Here is a 16,375-nt window from a genome sequence, read left to right as displayed (position 1 = left end):
CTTTCTTTCTCTGTAGTATTCCCATCAGGATAAAAAGGCCAACAAAAAAAGACTGTTGAGAAGTCTCAACAGCCTTTTTTTTGTAAAATTATTTAAAAGTTTTAGTTGGTTTTGAACTGCTATGATTAGTGCGCTTCGCACCACCTGTGCGGTGATTGCTTGGACCTTTTTTTCTGCTGTTGTAATCATTACTTCTTCGTTGATCACGATCATTTGGCTTCCGGTCTCGTCTTTGCGGAAGTGGGCTTTCTTCTGTCAATTGAACTGACGCAGTATCTGGCTTTACTAACATTTTTAACATAGCCGCAACTACTGTACTTGGATCTTGCTGATCAAGCAATTCATCAGCAGCTTCCTTATAATATTGCAAATTATTTGCTTCAATTGTCTGTAGAATTTTCTCGACCACCGCTTTTTGTTGACCTTCAAGAGCCTGGTCTACTGTTGGTGGAACCATCTTTTCCATTTTACGTTTTGTCGTTCTTTCTACGACACTTAAATATGATTTTTCTCGATGAGTTACAAATGTCAATGCCACACCTGTCTTACCGGCACGTCCAGTACGGCCAATACGATGAACATAGCTTTCTGGATCCTGAGGAATATCAAAATTATAGACATGGGTAACACCAGAAATATCTAAACCGCGGGCTGCGACATCAGTAGCTACAAGAACATCTATCGAGCCTTCTTTAAATTTCTTCAACACCGAAAGACGCTTAGCTTGGCTCAAATCCCCGTGGATTCCTTCCGCCATATAGCCTCTTAAATTAAGTGCTTCTGCCAATTCATCCACGCGTCGCTTCGTTCTTCCAAACACGATTGCGAGTTCTGGCGATTGGATATCAAGTAATCTAGTCAGAACATCAAACTTATTTCTTTCTTGTACTTCCACATAAAATTGCTCAACAGAAGATACAGTCATTTCTTTTGTTTTCACACGAACCACTTGAGGTTCCTTCATGAACTTTTCGGCCATTCTTTGAATTGGCATCGGCATGGTTGCTGAGAATAATAGTGTTTGTCGTTCAGCAGGAATTTGGGATAAGATTGCTTCAATATCCTCAATAAAACCCATGTTAAGCATTTCGTCTGCTTCATCAAGAATAGCTGTGTGAACACGGTCCAAACGAAGGTTTTTACGATTAATGTGGTCAATCAAACGACCAGGTGTCCCCACGATAATATGTGGGTTTTTTTTCAAAGCACGGATTTGGCGGTTGATGTCCTGCCCACCATAAATAGGGAGAACACGAACCCTTTTTCCGTATCCGATCTTGTATAACTCTTCCGATACTTGAATCGCAAGCTCACGTGTCGGTGCTACTACAATCCCTTGAATGTAATCAGCATCCTTATCTACCTTTTCAATAAGTGGGATTCCGAATGCTGCCGTTTTCCCCGTACCAGTTTGCGCTTGACCAATTAGATCTTTATTTTCTAAACTTAACGGGATCGTTTCTGCTTGAATTGGAGTAGCTTCCTCAAAACCCATTTTTTTAATTGATTTCATCATTGCTGGGCTAAGGCCCAAATCTTGAAACATTGTCAATTTTTTCAATCTCCTTTTATTGCCTTTAACAAGAATAGTTTTATTTTTATCATTATGTAAAAAGCGATTTTTGATTTGTACTGATTTTCTCAAAAAAAGACATTCTCCAAATGGAGCATGCCCTGTTGTAAGCAATGTTGGCCCGTGTGCTTTGGTATTAATCTTAACACTTTAGCGTACTGATTGCAATAAAATGGATTTGCCAGAAATGGGGTAGTTACGACAATCTCCGCCAGAAATCCCCATAAACATAGGGAGCGGTTAATGATAACGCTACCGCTCTCTTAAACCGCTTATTTAAATCCAGATAATATTTATTTTATAAAAAATCCAATACCTTTTTCATCGCGCCAATACCTTGGTCGATACAATCCGGTATACCTACACCTTCAAACGAACCACCCGCTAAGAAGACGCCTGGTAGCTCTTCACTTAGGGATTCCTTTACGGTCTTCATTCTTTCCTTATGCCCAACTGTATATTGTGGCATGGACTTTTTCCATCTGGTCACAACATGGAATAGAGGTTTTTCGGTAATATCCATTGTTTTATTTAAGTCCTTCAGAACAATTTTAATAATTTCCTCGTCTGACAGATTTACCGCTTCTTGATCTTTCGGTTTTCCGACGTAGCAACGTAGCAGCGCCATACCTTCTGGTGTTGAGCCTGGCCATTTTTTATGGGTCCAAGTGCATGCGGTAATTCGATAATCACTATTACGAGAAACAACAAAACCTGATCCATCGATATCCTGTTTGATTGCTGACTTTGGAAATGCGATCGCCACATTAGCAACTGATGTCGACGGCATTTGCTTAAATGAATCCATAAAGGAATATTCTGCAAGCATTCTTTGGGCATGGAAATGATCTGTCGTAATGATCACACTATCCGCTTTTTCAACTGTGCCATTAGAGAGGGTTACTTCATAGCCATCTGCAGTCTTTTTGACTTTATCAACGGCAGTTCCTTTCATGATTGAACCCTCTAATCGTTTCTCTAGTTGGACAACAATTTCTTCAAGGCCCGTCGAAAGGGAAATGAACATCCCTTTTTTGGCTCCTGGTTTTTTTGCCGTTTTTGGAGGTTCCGGCATCGTCTTCTTTAATCCAAGTACTAGGCTTCGGTAATCCTGTTCCATTTGATAAAAGTTAGGAAATAACGACATTAGGCTTAAATTATCAATATCCCCAGCATAAATACCTGCTAGAAGCGGCTCAATTAAATTTTCGACTACTTCATTTCCTAATCTTCTTCTGAAAAATTTACCTAGAGATTGGTCTGACTGCGGTTTTCCCTTCGGTAGGACAAAATCACCTGCAGCACGCAGCTTTCCTAGTGGAGAAAATAAACCAGAAAAAGCAAACGGAGTCACCTTGGTCGGGATTCCCATAAAAGAGCCCTCTGGCATTGTGTGGAGTTTGCCATCGACAAGAATAAATGATTTACCGGCTGTATTAGAAATAACTTTATCCTTTAGTCCAAGTTCTTCGATTAAATTTAGCCCGCTCTTTTTCCGAGCAATGATCGAATCCGGTCCTTTTTCAATCACAAATCCGTCTTTCTTGACCGTTTCAATCACACCACCAACACGGTTGCTTGCTTCAATCAATTTGATCTCAATCGGCAAAGCTTTTTCTTGAGCTTCCTTTTGTAAATAATAAGCGGCAGATAAACCTGTAATACCGCCACCAACAATGATTACCTTCTTTTTATCCATTAACACGTCACCTGCTTTGTATTTTTCCCCTTCAACGCTTTAACGCATCGGGGGTCAGGCACCCATTAGTACTTTACAGCTTTAATGCACCAACTAGCAGCCCCTTGTTTAGTTTCTATTTTAGCTTAAGTTGGGGTGGAAATAAGGTGGATTCCTTTTTTGTTAGAAAATGTTTGATTTTGTAGTAATATGTAGAAATATTATTCTCTATTAAAAACCCCCTCTTTTTCAAGGTTCTTAGAGGGGGTGTTCAATATTATTTCCAATAAGGATTTTTGTATCCTGCATTTATTTTTTTTGAAGTGAAGTTACTACTTCCTCTAATCTCATTCCCCGGGATGCTTTAACGAGAAGCAACGTGCGATCGTCTGTGTGTTTTTTCAATTCATCGATCAGTGTCTGTTTATCGGAAAAGGAAAGGATTCGTGCTTGTGGTAGCACTGTTTCAGCCCCTTCAGCTATCTTTTTCCCAAGCGGTCCATAAGTAAACACATAATCAATTTTATTTGGGTCTATTGACTGACCAATTTTAAAATGAAATTCTTCTTCCTGTGGCCCGAGCTCAAGCATATCACCTAGGACGAGAATTTTTTTCTGGTAACCTGACAGATTGGAAATAAGCTCTATCGCGGCATTCATGGATGTAGGGCTGGCATTATAGGCATCGTTAATGATTTTCTCACCATTTTCACCATCAACAAGCTCCATCCTCATATTGGTTAACTTTAAGCTTGCAAATCCAACATTCATCTTTTCAAAAGGAACACCAAAATAAGCAGCAGTTAACATGGCTGCAAGTGCATTTAGCACATTATGAGTTCCTAATACCGGTAATGAGAACATCTCACTTACCCCGTTAATTTTAAAGAGATTGCCTTTATCATTTTGACTCATTTCAATTGGATATAGATCATTATTTTCATTTCTTCCAAACGTTTTGACATTTCTTTCACCGGTGTTTTCCAAGCGATTTCTCAGCAACGGTTCATCACCAAGGTAGACAATTAATCCATCTTCAGCCAGTCCAGAGATGATCTCAAGCTTCGCCTCGGCTATACCTTCTCTAGAACCGAGATCTAATAAGTGAGATTCACCTATATTGGTTATGATGACGGCATCAGGTCTTGCCAATTTCGTTAAAAATTGAATTTCTCCCCGTCCGCTCATACCCATTTCAAGTACTGCCACATTCGTGTCCTCATCAAGCCCTAGAATGGTTAATGGGAGGCCAATATGGTTATTATAATTCCCTTCCGTTTTTTGCACTTTATATTTAAGGGAGAGGAGATTGGCAGTCATATCCTTTGTTGTCGTTTTTCCATTACTACCAGTAATCCCAATTACCTTAATATCTAACTCATTTCGATAACTTTTTGCTAACTCCTGCAATGCGGCAAGCGTATCCTCGACCACTACGATCGGCAGGTGCAGTGGTGGATTTGGAACATCCTTTTGCCATAAGGCCGCAGCTGCACCTTGTTTAAGTGCTTGTTCAACAAAGCAGTGCCCGTCTGCCTTTTCCCCTTTAAAAGGGATAAATAAATTTCCATGGCTAATTTTCCGAGTATCAATGCACACACCGCTGATCTCGACATCAGCAAAGGATGACAAATCGTTTTCAACCGAAATCATTTTTTCAATCTGTTTTAGGTTCCTGTTTATCATTTGTTGTGTTGGCCTCCTTTTTTATTTTTATAAAAGGGATTATAAAGAAGGGACACGGCCAAAAGGCCGTGTCATCAAGGGTCTAAAATGTATATTTGATTTGTTGTTTTTCACCATGTCGCTCTAATGCTAGATTTACTAACCGTTCAATTAACTGAGGATACTCAATTCCCGTTTCCTTCCAAAGCAACGGAAACATACTAACCGGTGTAAAGCCAGGCATTGTATTGACTTCATTAATTAACCATTTCCCTTCTTTAGTAAGGAAAAAGTCAGCCCGAACGAGTCCTGCACAATCAAGCGATTTGAAAGCTCTAATCGCTAGTTTATTCATTTCTTGATATTCAGACTCAGTGATAACAGCAGGTATGATTAAGCCTGTATTCCCATCCTCATATTTTGCTTGATAATCGTAAAAATCGGTTTTTGGAACAATTTCTCCTGCAACAGAGCATTCTGGTTCATCATTTCCAAGCACGGCAATTTCAATTTCTCGTGCCACTACACCTTGTTCAATGATAATTTTCCGATCGAATTGAAAAGCCTCTTGAAACGCCTTTTCAAGCTCAACGCGGTTTACACATTTACTGATTCCTACACTTGAGCCTAGATTAGCAGGCTTAACAAAGCAAGGATATCCTATTTCACTTTCAACCTTTTCATAGGTTGCATCTTCAGCATTTTGCCATTCACTACGAATAAACCAAACATAATCCACCTGTGTGAGGCCGGCTTGCGCAAACACATTTTTCATAATGACCTTATCCATTCCAGCTGATGAAGCTAGCACGCCATTACCGACATATGGTAAATTCAGAAGTTCCAACAGCCCTTGAACCGTTCCATCTTCTCCATTCGGTCCATGAAGCAATGGAAAAATAACATCCAATGTTTGTTGGTTCCCCTCTGTTTCAACTTGAAACAGGTTTGGCACTAAACTATCTGAAGGCATTCCCACAGGCGGAGCGAATTCAAGAGCTTCAACATCTTCAACTGGTGCGAATAGCTGTGGGCCCTTTACCCATTGTCCCTTCACTGTTATGTATATAGGAAAAATATCGAATTTGCTTAGATCAAGAGCTTTTATAACAGCCATAGCTGTTCTCATGGACACTTTATGTTCTGCAGATTTCCCACCGTATAATAAACCCAGTCTCGTTTTCATAAACTGAACCTCCATTTTTTTCAATCAAACCTTTTTTTATTTTACCACTTTATTAACAAAGTTGTTCAATGAATTTCCATTACTTTTAATGTATGAACGATTTATCACAGTACAAACCAGTATTCAAAAAAACAACTAAAAAACGGCCGAACATTCGGACCGTTTTAAACTCTATTGGGTAAACAATGCCCACTCTCTTGTCTTTTTTTCTAATACTAGCTTAGCATCACATTTTTCTCTTTTCATTTGGTCAAATTCTTCAATCATGTCATCCATATTGTCAAAGTCACCAATCACCCAGATTGGAATTTCGATACGATTCCTGTTTTGGGTAATATTTCTCAACGAGATTACGGTGCCTTCTCTCATAAATTTTGATAATGAAAGGATAATATCTAAATTTACTGGAGGATAAGATCTTTTTTTTCGGATTCCGATTAGTGTTTTTTCAATCTTCAGTTCTTCCAATTTTATAGCAATCACATTACCTAACATTCGATAAAAATCATTTATTTGGCGATAATACGTTTTGTTAAACCAGCTATCGTAACGGGACAAATAGACATAACGATTTCCGAGCTTGTTATAAAATGGCCCCTTTAAATGTCGCTTCTGGTGCCCTAAGAAGAGTAGTTCAGCTATTTCTTGCCCAGATAATTCATCCAACCCGTCGATTTCCTCAAAGTCGACCCAGCAAAAATCTCCGTAGGCGTAAATATTATCTTTAACTAATTTTCGAAGGCTGTCTCTTGGTACATATTCTAACAATGTGTGGCGATTTAATTCCCCATCGTCAAATTGGTGTTTTATTAACAAAAGATGATTTAAAGACCGCGACAAAGACTGGGCGAACACAGAAAATTCCACTCCATAGGAAATCACATATTGACCGTTTTCATTTAGATGAACATATACTAAATCGCGAATTTCATGATTGTGTTTCTTCAATTGAGATACCCCCGAACATCAAAGCTGGTTCATTTATTAAAAAAGTGGAAAGCTCTAGCCTTAAGAAAAAGACAGTCTCTTATGAAACTGTCACCATGGTTGCAATTCGAACATTCTATCTCTCCTTATTTTAGCAAAAATAACGAAAAATATCTTACCTTCATATAAAAATAAAATTATATTTGGAAATAATTGATTTAGCAAATAAGTTATATATGCATAACATATATATATTGGCGGAAGGAGTGCGAAACTGGATGATCCAAAACATGACTGAAGATCAAATTACCCTACAAATGATTAAAATGTTAAAAGACAGTAGAAAGCAAGAATTTGAGAAAATCCTTGACGAACTCCAACCATATGATATTGCCCACATTTATGAGAATTTACCTGAGAAGCACAAAACTCGCTTTCTTCTATATTTAAACATCGATCGCCTAGCCGACTTAATTCAAGAGCTAAATAAAGAAGAACAAATAGAAGTTTTAAATAAATTGGGTCTTGAACGCAAAGGGAAAGTTCTTGATGAAATGGACAACGATGACCTGGCTTCCCTGCTGGAGGACTTGTCACCTAAAAAAATGGACGCGCTCTTAGCAGAGATGAAGAAAGAGGAATCAAAGATTGTCCAGGATCTCATGAACTACCCTCCAGAAACAGCCGGACGTTTAATGACAAATCGGTTTGTTTGGATTCGTAATGATTATTCAGTCCATGAGGCAGTTGTAAAACTTAAATCTTTCGCAGATTTTGCTGAAACGATTAATTATTTGTATGTAATCGATCAAGACAAGAAGCTAGTAGGGGTTGTGTCTTATCGAGATTTACTGATCTCGGAGCCGAATGAAATGATTAAAAACATCATGTATGAACGGGTCATTTCAGTTTTAGTGACAATGGATCAAGAAGAAGTGGCCACGATGATTCAGCGATATGACTTTTTAGCCATTCCTGTTGTTAATGAGGAAAGTACACTAGTAGGAATCGTTACAGTCGATGATATGATTGATGTTGTTTTAAAGGAAGCCAATGAAGACATCGAAAAGCTATCAGCATCAGGTAAATCCATCGACTTTGATACTAAAGCACTTGTAGCCGCATCGAGGCGGTTGCCTTGGCTCATTTTATTATTGTTTATTGGTCTTGTTTCTGGAAGGATTATCAGTGGCTATGAGGAAACCCTTAAAAAGGTAGTAGCGTTAGCATTTTTTATGCCAATGATTGCTGGAATGACTGGTAATACGGGTACACAATCTCTTGCAGTTGTGGTTAGAGGACTTGTAGCTAAGGACATTGATAAAAAAGTGGTCACAAAACTAATCATGCGTGAACTCATTGTAGGTTTGATTATTGGAGTTACTTGCGGAATATTAATTTCAATTATTGCCTATGTTTGGCAAGGTAATGCCATATTAGGGATTGTTGTTGGTTCCTCGCTTCTCCTAACATTAATCATCGGGACATTAGCTGGAACTATCATCCCACTAATTTTGTATAAGCTAAACATTGATCCAGCAGTAGCCTCAGGTCCACTCATTACCACGCTCAATGATATTTTCTCATTGATCACCTATTTTGGGATTGCCACTACCTTTATTAACCATTTTATGTAGATTTATTGGACACTTCTTTTAAAAGTAGGCTATATTAAAGCTCTATGTTGATTTTGCTCACATGTAGCTAGGAGCAGCAATCACCAGGCAAGTTTAACACAGCCAATAATAAAAAACCGGTGAAGGCTATTCCTCACCGGTTTTAACATTTTCTATTGAAGATTTTTGCTTTTGCACTTCAACATAGAGGATATGGTGGCCATCTAATTCTTTTACTTTAAATTCAAAACCCTCAAAATTCACTATATCACCCAGCTTGACGTCATATTTTTGCGTTAATATCCAGCCGCCAATTGTATCCACATCATCATCTGGAATATGCGTAGCTAATAGATCATTTACATCTTCAATTAATAATTTTGCATCAAAGATATAATGGTTAGTATCCACTTTCCTAATTAACGGAATCTCATCTGAATCAAATTCATCACGAATTTCGCCGACAATTTCCTCCAAAATATCTTCAACCGTAACTAAACCTGCAGTTCCACCGTATTCATCAAGTAAAATCGCCATATGATTCCGTTCCTTTTGCATTTTGAGCAATAGGTCATGGATGGGAATCGTCTCGATCACCCTTATCACTGGGTTAATAAACTGTTCGATTGAGAAGCCTTCCGAATTAACTATTAAAGTTGCGGTTAACAACTCTTTGATATTAATAATCCCGATAATATTATCCTTATCGCCATCAACAATTGGGTATCTGGTAAACTTCTCCTCACTTATCACGACGAACATTTCTTCAAGAGAAGCATCCTTTTCTAAGGTAACAATTTCTGTCCGTGGGACCATTATTTCCTTTGCTAGTCGATTATCGAATTCAAAAATATTGTTCACATAGCTGTACTCTGACTGGTTGATCTCCCCCTGCTCGAAGCTTTCAGATAAAATAATCCGCAGCTCCTCTTCACTATGGGCAATCTCATGCTCAGAAGCAGGTTTCAGTCCAAACAATCCAGTGAATAATCGAGCTGAAGTATTAAGAGTCCAAATAAAGGGAAACAAAATTTTATAAAACAAGATTAGTGGCTTTGAAAAAGATAAAGCAATCTGTTCTGCCTTTTGAATAGCGAACGTTTTTGGTGATAGCTCTCCAATTACAACATGTAAAAACGTGACGATAGAAAAGGCAATGCCAAATGAGATAATGTGTTCAATTGATTCGTTTAGTGGTAAATGTTTGAACACCGGGCGCATAATTGACTCAAAGGTTGGTTCACCAAGCCAACCTAGTCCTAAAGCAGTGATCGTAATCCCTAATTGACACGCCGATAAATATTCGTCCAAATGGGTGATGACTTTTTTTGCAGAAACGGCATTTTTTTTACCCTCTGCCAACAGTTGGTCAATTCTACTTGAGCGGACCTTTACAATCGCAAACTCCGATGCAACAAAAAAAGCTGTCAATGCAATTAAAACTGCAATAATGAAAAGGTTAATAAGTTCCAATGATGAGTCCTACTTATAAAGTAAGACACTCACCTCCCTAAAAATGAGACAGACTTGAATACAGAAGAGCAATAATCAAAATTTCAATTTACATTCATTATCTCCATTATACCTTTTTAACATGAACAACGATGAAAGAAAATGCCTTCAGGAACTTTTTCCTTTATCATTTCCTTCAAAATCACTTGATTTTGACATTCCTTTAAATCATTATCTTTCAATAATTTGCTCATTTTGCTACCGTAATGTTTCTTAGACAAATGGATATCATTTTGTCCGTATTGAAAGTTTTAGATTTGATATTAATGTGATATCATATTGGTATCAAAATAATTTCAGTAGGAAGTGGAGAGTGGTCCTTTTGAAAGAGAAAGAAATATTTAAAGTGAACGGATTTGGTGGGGTTTTAATCGAGTTATTGTTGTTTATAATCATCATTTATTTAATTAGAATTTTTTCACTTAATCAAAATCCAGTCATCCTCATACCATTTGTCGTACTTGCTCTAATTGCTGCCGTTCTATTAACCGGATTTACCATTAATCAACCTAATCAAGCTAAAGTAATCACTCTTTTTGGTTCCTATTTAGGCGTAATTAAGCAAGAAGGATTTTGGCTCTCCATTCCCTTGACCTTAAGAAAAAATGTATCTTTAAGAGTGATTAATTTTAACAGTGAGAAACTAAAGGTTAACGACTTGGAAGGAAATCCAATCGAGATTGCCGCTGTTGTTGTTTACAAGGTTTTTGACTCTGCCAAAGCAGTCTATGATGTTGAGGATTATAAAGAGTTTGTTCATACCCAAAGTGAAACTGGCTTGCGTCACATCGCCAGTCAATATCCATACGACAATTTCAACAATGATTATGAGATATCTTTAAGACAGCACTCTGATGAGGTTGGCGATGAATTAACGAAGGATCTACAAAAACGATTAGTAGTTGCAGGGGTAGAGATTATCGAAGCGCGTATTATGCATTTAGCCTATTCGAGTGAGATTGCCTCATCCATGTTGCAGCGACAACAGGCAAAAGCCATACTTGCAGCCCGAAAGGTGATCGTCGATGGTGCAGTTTCGATGGTTAAATCAGCGATTGAGCAACTAAGCAGTGAAGGTGTCGTGGAACTAGATGAAGAAAAGAAAGCACAGATGGTGAATAACCTTATGGTGACAATCGTCTCAGAAAAAGGGACCCAACCAGTAATCAATACAGGAACCATCTATTAAGGTAGTGATACTATGTCTGAAAAAAAGAAGTTCCTTCTTCGAATAGACCAAAGGACATATGATACACTCGAAAAATGGGCAAGTGATGAGCTCCGAAGTGTCAATGCCCAAATCGAGATCATATTAAAGCATGCTATAAAAGCAGCCGGACGAGGCAAAAAAGAGGAAACAAACTAAATTTGCACCAATTACTCAAAAAGAGGCTGGGTTTCAGATATATCTGAAGCCCAGCCTCTTTGCGTATTTATCTAGCATGATTTAATGACTTAAATTTAGAAGTTTTTCAAATTCTGTTACTTGTAACGGTGGACTATAATAAAAACCTTGAACCACATCACATTTTTTTAAACGTAAGGTTTGGAGTTGTTCTTTCTTCTCAACTCCTTCTGCGATCACAGACATATTAAAACTGTGGGCAACTGTGATGATTGCTTGGACAATACTTAAATTGTTTTCCGAATGATTCATCTGTTGAATAAACGACTTATCAATTTTTAAAAAGTCGAAAGGGAATTTATTTAAATAGCTTAGCGAAGAATATCCCGTTCCAAAGTCATCTAGCGAAAGGAGCACCCCAAGCTTTTTAAGATCTCTCATTTGCTTAGTTGAGTGGCTAACATCAGCCATGGCCATTGATTCTGTAATTTCAAGATTTATATATTTTGGGTCAAGGTCAAGTTCCTTTATGATTGAATCTATTTTGCAAACTAAGTCCCTATTAAGAAACTGCCTTGCTGAAATATTTACAGAAACCATCAGGTTTTTTACCCCTGATCCCTGCCATACCTTAAGCTGTCTATAAGCTTCCTTCATTACCCAGTCACCAATTGGGACAATTAACCCAGTTTCCTCCGCGATCGGAATAAACTCAGCTGGTTGAATGGTCCCCAGTTCGGGATCATTCCAGCGAATTAATGCCTCAACCCCAATCATCTCATTAGTATTTAGAGCAAATTTCGGCTGATAATGGAGCTCAAACTCTTGATTATGTATTGCTTTCCTTATTTTACTCTCTAATTCAAATTTTCTATGGATAAAAGCTTCAATTTCAGATCGGTAAAATTGATAGTTATTTTTTCCCTTTTCTTTTGCTAAATACATGGCGATATCTGCGTTTCGAATCAAAGTATCTACTTCATTTCCATCAAGTGGGGAAAGACTAACCCCAATACTGGACGTGATAACTACTTCATGAACCATAATCTCAAATGGTAGGGATAAGGTTTGTAGAATTTTTTGAGCGATCGCTTCCGCTTCTTTTCTATTGCTATCAGGGAGGCAAATGATGTATTCATCTCCTCCTTGCCTTGCGATTAGTCCTTTAGCTCCAATACAGTCTATTAAACGAATAGCGACCATCTTTAGCAACTGATCACCTATTTTATGTCCCCACGTATCATTTATAGACTTAAACCGATCCAAATCGATAAAAAGAATAGCGACACTTTGATTTTCTCTTTCTGAAATTAATAATTCCTGACCTAAATGTTTACGGACCTTATTCCGATTTGCTAACCCTGTTAATGAATCATGGTAAGCAATATATTTAAAAAGTTTTTCGCTTTCATTCAAACTTTTATTATATTCACTCGTTAGTTTATTCTGGACATTTTTTAAGTCTCTACGTAAAAATACCGCTTTATCATAATGTCTTCCAAAAAACCATCCAAGAGGAATTCCTAACCCAAACTGAAATACTAGAAATTCATGATCAATCCAACTCTCTATGACAAGCCATATGATAGTGACTAATACGGCAACTGTCCTCCCGGTATATTTCATTTCCTCACTCCAGTACATCCAACATGTGGTTAGTTATTTCTTGTGGAACAGCTTTGGTATGTCAATCAATTTTTTTCAAAAAAAATATTCGTACCCAAAGAGACATAACTAGGAGGGTAGAATCATTTTCATTCATCGGTAACCCAGCCGTCATAGATTTCCTTAGACCTGTGGCTTTGCGTCCTTATCTTTCAATAAGTTTGCCTTTATCTGACTATTAAGTTGAATAATTGCTATTCACTGATACTATTTTACTATATTTAATGAAAAATAAGTGTATTTTTAAAAATTTGTATTAAATTCACAGCACTACATTTTTAGGTAATAAGTGTTAATTGTCTCGAAACAAGTCGATAAATAGAGTTCCATTTGTACTAATTACAGCATACTGTACCTGTTCCCTTTTTAAATTTCTTAATTGAAGTTGCTGATTAAGCCATTCCCTTGTGTATTTATCATCAAAATTCTTTTCGATTAGGCTACCCTCCACAATCAGTTCAATCGGGAAATTCAACTTTTGAGTCTGAGCAAACGGAAATAGATCATTTTTGGTAAGGCTTTGGTATTTTGCTTTTTTTAAAACGGATAAATTACCGCTTACCTCTAATAACGCAAACTCCACCTCAGATACATCAAAAATACCTAACTCCCTCAGCTGCTGATTTAAATTATCCAACGTGAATTTGATTTTCTTCATATCTCCCTCTAAGATTTTTCCGTCTTTAATGATCACTGTCGGTTTTCCAGAAAACCAATGGCTGAACCTTCTGCTTCTATAGGAGATTTTTGCTATGAGAAAATACACAATAATAATCGTTAAAAATCCAGCGAGCATGGGAATAAATTTGATATTCGTATCGAACCCCATATTTGCCACAAACGAACCAATTATAAGTGATAAAGCGAAATTATAATAGTTCTTATGAGAATTAACTTGCTTTCCAAGACATATTGCGACCAACATTAACACTAAAAACGCAGTAAATGACCTGACAATAGAAAGTAATACATGCTCAATCATGATATAACATCCTTGATATGAATTTTGTTCTAATTAATTATTCACACTAAAAGTGGAGGTCATACAGAATTGATTCAAACGATTTTAAAAAACCACCTATTCGTTTTCGAATAAGCGGTCTAATATCCATTATTTTTTTGAAACGGGCTGTCTAATGATTGTCTTTAATTTACTAGGGTCTACCTTTCGAAAATCACTTAAATAAATTTCATGGTGTTTTCCTTCAATACGATATCCATTCGCTTGAGCAAACTCATGTAGCTTTACAATGGTTGGATGCTCATCATCAAATTGTCCAACATAAAGAACCTGTGCTGATAAACCCTCATTGTATCCTTCAAATCTTATTTTATCTAATGAAGCTAAGCCCTTCTTTTTTCTTACCGATTCGATTGCATCGTTCATCATTTCTTTAGAGATATGACTTGGCTGCATAATCATCGCGGTCCATTCCCACTCATCTTTTGGAACATGAATAAAATCATTCATCTCATCAATAAACCAAAGTGCTTCCAGCGGCATAACGACATAGTCCAAACCGTTCTTTTTTGATAAAAATTTAACAGAATAGGAGACTGAATATAGTGCTTCAATCGCATCCTTAAAGGCTATGGCAGTGTTCGGGTCCCCCTTGCCATCAATCATTAAATAATTCATCTCAGGTACATCGACAAGGACATTCTTTTTTGGGCAACTGTAAAATTCCTTCAGTTCCTTTTTAAAGTCTACTTTTTGGGCTGATTTTACATCCATTTCAAAATCCTCCTATTTCAACAAATACTCCAACTCTATTTTATCTCAAAATATAGTAATTATTGAGTGTCATCTTTCAAAAAGGCTGATTTCCGCTTCAGGTGCTCGCTTTCCGCGGGGCGGGTGGTGAGCCTCCTCGGCGCTTAAGCGCCTGCGGGGTCTCACCTGTCCCGCTGCTCCCGCAGGAGTCGAGCACCTTCCGCTCCAATCAGTTTCATTTTCAAGGATATGAGTTCAAAAACAACAAAAAAGACTTCCCAATGCAACAGCTTTTCTAATTCAAGCGGTTGCGCTAGGAAGGCTATTTTAATGTATTATTTATTCATCTTCAATTGGTTGTATTGCTCAACAATTCCTTCGAACAAAGGTGATGTTTGATTAAGTTTTGTATACTCCGCAATGGCAGCAACAAGTCCCTTTTCCTTAATGGTGTTTTGAACATGAACAGCATCTTGATCGCCTTCAAAATCATAAAGAAGCGCTGCCGCTATTCCCTTCATGAGGTAGGTCGGCTCTTTCCCTACTACTTCAATAAATTGCCTAGCTGGGCTAACGAGACGATCATTTGGTCCAAGCTTGCGAATAGGCGAACGTCCAACTCTCGTAACTTCATCAATAATATAAGCGTTGGCGAAACGATGTAGAATTTTTTGAATGTATTTGCCGTGTTCATCACGGTTAAATCCATATTTTTCCACCAAAAACTCACCACTTTCTCTAAGCGCGCCTTCAACCAAACCGTTTATTTGTTCATTTTCCATTGCAATGTTAATCGTTTCAATGCCGAAATAATAGCCAAAATATGCAGCCAGCGCATGACCTGTATTGACCGTAAACAATTTCCGTTCAATAAATGGCACTAAATCTTGAACAAAAGTAATTCCGGCAATTTCCGGTTTTTCGCCAACTATTTTTGTTTCTTCAACGACCCACTCATAAAATGGTTCAACCTTCACCATTAACTTATCTTCGTTGATTTGATTTGGAACAATGCGATCAACTGCTGAATCGGGAAAGCCGAAACGTTGGTCAAATAATGACTTTTCCTCATTGGTTAATTTTTCAAATACCTTCTCTTTTAATAAAGAACTGCCGCCAATCATATTTTCACAAGCAATCAGATTTAATGGTTTGTCCGTTATTTCGATTCGCTTACGCAAGCCATCTGCAATTAAATTAGCGATAAGCGGGAGAATGTTTGGACCAATCGCCGTCGTTAAGATATCCGCTTTGGCAATCGCCTCGATCACAAGCTCCGGGTTTGCCTGACTATTAATCGCGCTAACATTGTTAATGACCATTTCTTGTTGAGATGGATCAGCTAGAACAACACGATATTCCTTCTTTTCATTGAGTAAATTTACTATTTCGCTATTTACATCAACAAAACAAGTTTCATATCCAGAATGATAAAGTAAGTTCCCAATAAAACCACGACCAATATTACCTGCTCCAAAGTGTACGGCTAACAAA

13 protein-coding genes and 1 riboswitch are annotated in these 16,375 nt (G+C 37.6%); of the genes, 3 read left to right on the top strand and 10 right to left on the bottom strand.

Going from position 1 to position 16,375, the window contains the following annotated elements:
* Nucleotides 1-88 precede the first annotated feature (88 nt).
* The 5 genes from B1NLA3E_RS01075 to B1NLA3E_RS01055 all read right to left on the bottom strand — a co-directional run bounded on the left by B1NLA3E_RS01075 (nt 89) and on the right by B1NLA3E_RS01055 (nt 7,050).
* Nucleotides 89-1,546, bottom strand: a complete 1,458-nt coding sequence (locus B1NLA3E_RS01075) for a DEAD/DEAH box helicase (protein WP_442852653.1) — start codon at nt 1,544-1,546, stop codon at nt 89-91.
* Nucleotides 1,547-1,871: 325 nt separating this feature from the next.
* The gene (gene hemY / locus B1NLA3E_RS01070; RefSeq protein ID WP_015592028.1) at nt 1,872-3,272 is read right to left on the bottom strand and encodes a protoporphyrinogen oxidase; all 1,401 of its coding nucleotides are present in this window, start codon (nt 3,270-3,272) and stop codon (nt 1,872-1,874) included.
* Nucleotides 3,273-3,560: 288 nt separating this feature from the next.
* Complete coding sequence (locus tag B1NLA3E_RS01065; RefSeq protein WP_015592027.1) at nt 3,561-4,937, bottom strand: UDP-N-acetylmuramoyl-tripeptide--D-alanyl-D-alanine ligase; 1,377 nt, start codon at nt 4,935-4,937, stop codon at nt 3,561-3,563.
* An 82-nt stretch (nt 4,938-5,019) separates the two neighbouring features.
* Nucleotides 5,020-6,102: a D-alanine--D-alanine ligase gene (locus B1NLA3E_RS01060; RefSeq protein WP_015592026.1), complete on the bottom strand. Its 1,083-nt coding sequence runs from the start codon at nt 6,100-6,102 to the stop codon at nt 5,020-5,022.
* Between the two features lie 171 nt (nt 6,103-6,273).
* Nucleotides 6,274-7,050 carry a hypothetical protein gene (locus tag B1NLA3E_RS01055; RefSeq protein ID WP_015592025.1) on the bottom strand — a complete coding sequence of 259 codons (777 nt, stop codon included), beginning with the start codon at nt 7,048-7,050 and terminating at the stop codon, nt 6,274-6,276.
* Nucleotides 7,051-7,307: 257 nt separating this feature from the next.
* On the opposite strand from B1NLA3E_RS01055, the gene mgtE reads away from it, so the two are divergent.
* Nucleotides 7,308-8,666, top strand: coding sequence for a magnesium transporter (gene mgtE / locus B1NLA3E_RS01050; protein ID WP_015592024.1), 1,359 nt, complete (start codon nt 7,308-7,310; stop codon nt 8,664-8,666).
* A gap of 126 nt (nt 8,667-8,792) precedes the next feature.
* On the opposite strand, the gene B1NLA3E_RS01045 is transcribed toward mgtE, so the two are convergent.
* Nucleotides 8,793-10,118, bottom strand: a complete 1,326-nt coding sequence (locus B1NLA3E_RS01045) for a hemolysin family protein (RefSeq protein ID WP_015592023.1) — start codon at nt 10,116-10,118, stop codon at nt 8,793-8,795.
* Between the two features lie 361 nt (nt 10,119-10,479).
* Between B1NLA3E_RS01045 and B1NLA3E_RS01040 the strand changes: the two genes are divergently transcribed.
* Together B1NLA3E_RS01040 and B1NLA3E_RS25085 are read left to right on the top strand one after the other, a co-directional pair.
* Nucleotides 10,480-11,346: an SPFH domain-containing protein gene (locus B1NLA3E_RS01040; RefSeq protein ID WP_015592022.1), complete on the top strand. Its 867-nt coding sequence runs from the start codon at nt 10,480-10,482 to the stop codon at nt 11,344-11,346.
* 12 nt (nt 11,347-11,358) lie between these two features.
* Nucleotides 11,359-11,523: a hypothetical protein gene (locus B1NLA3E_RS25085; protein ID WP_015592021.1), complete on the top strand. Its 165-nt coding sequence runs from the start codon at nt 11,359-11,361 to the stop codon at nt 11,521-11,523.
* 81 nt (nt 11,524-11,604) lie between these two features.
* Here B1NLA3E_RS25085 and B1NLA3E_RS01035 read toward each other — a convergent pair whose 3' ends face one another.
* The 4 genes from B1NLA3E_RS01035 to B1NLA3E_RS01020 form a co-directional block, all read right to left on the bottom strand.
* Nucleotides 11,605-13,128 (bottom strand): putative bifunctional diguanylate cyclase/phosphodiesterase, encoded by a 1,524-nt coding sequence (locus B1NLA3E_RS01035; protein WP_015592020.1) that lies wholly within the window; start codon nt 13,126-13,128, stop codon nt 11,605-11,607.
* Nucleotides 13,129-13,262: 134 nt separating this feature from the next.
* A riboswitch (cyclic di-GMP riboswitch) is annotated at nt 13,263-13,343 on the bottom strand.
* Nucleotides 13,344-13,459: 116 nt separating this feature from the next.
* Complete coding sequence (locus B1NLA3E_RS01030) at nt 13,460-14,149, bottom strand: DUF421 domain-containing protein (protein ID WP_015592019.1); 690 nt, start codon at nt 14,147-14,149, stop codon at nt 13,460-13,462.
* Nucleotides 14,150-14,278: 129 nt separating this feature from the next.
* On the bottom strand, nt 14,279-14,902 hold the full coding sequence (locus B1NLA3E_RS01025) for a GyrI-like domain-containing protein (protein WP_015592018.1): 624 nt from the start codon (nt 14,900-14,902) through the stop codon (nt 14,279-14,281).
* Between the two features lie 314 nt (nt 14,903-15,216).
* A complete protein-coding gene (locus tag B1NLA3E_RS01020) occupies nt 15,217-16,374 on the bottom strand; it encodes a mannitol-1-phosphate 5-dehydrogenase (protein ID WP_015592017.1) in 1,158 nt (385 codons plus the stop codon).
* Nucleotide 16,375 lies beyond the last annotated feature (1 nt).

The sequence above is a fragment of the Bacillus sp. 1NLA3E genome, assembly GCF_000242895.2.
In the GTDB taxonomy this organism is placed as follows: domain Bacteria; phylum Bacillota; class Bacilli; order Bacillales; family Cytobacillaceae; genus Bacillus_BU.
The sequence above is the reverse complement of the archived record's forward strand: the minus strand, read 5'-3'. Positions and strand labels throughout refer to the sequence as shown.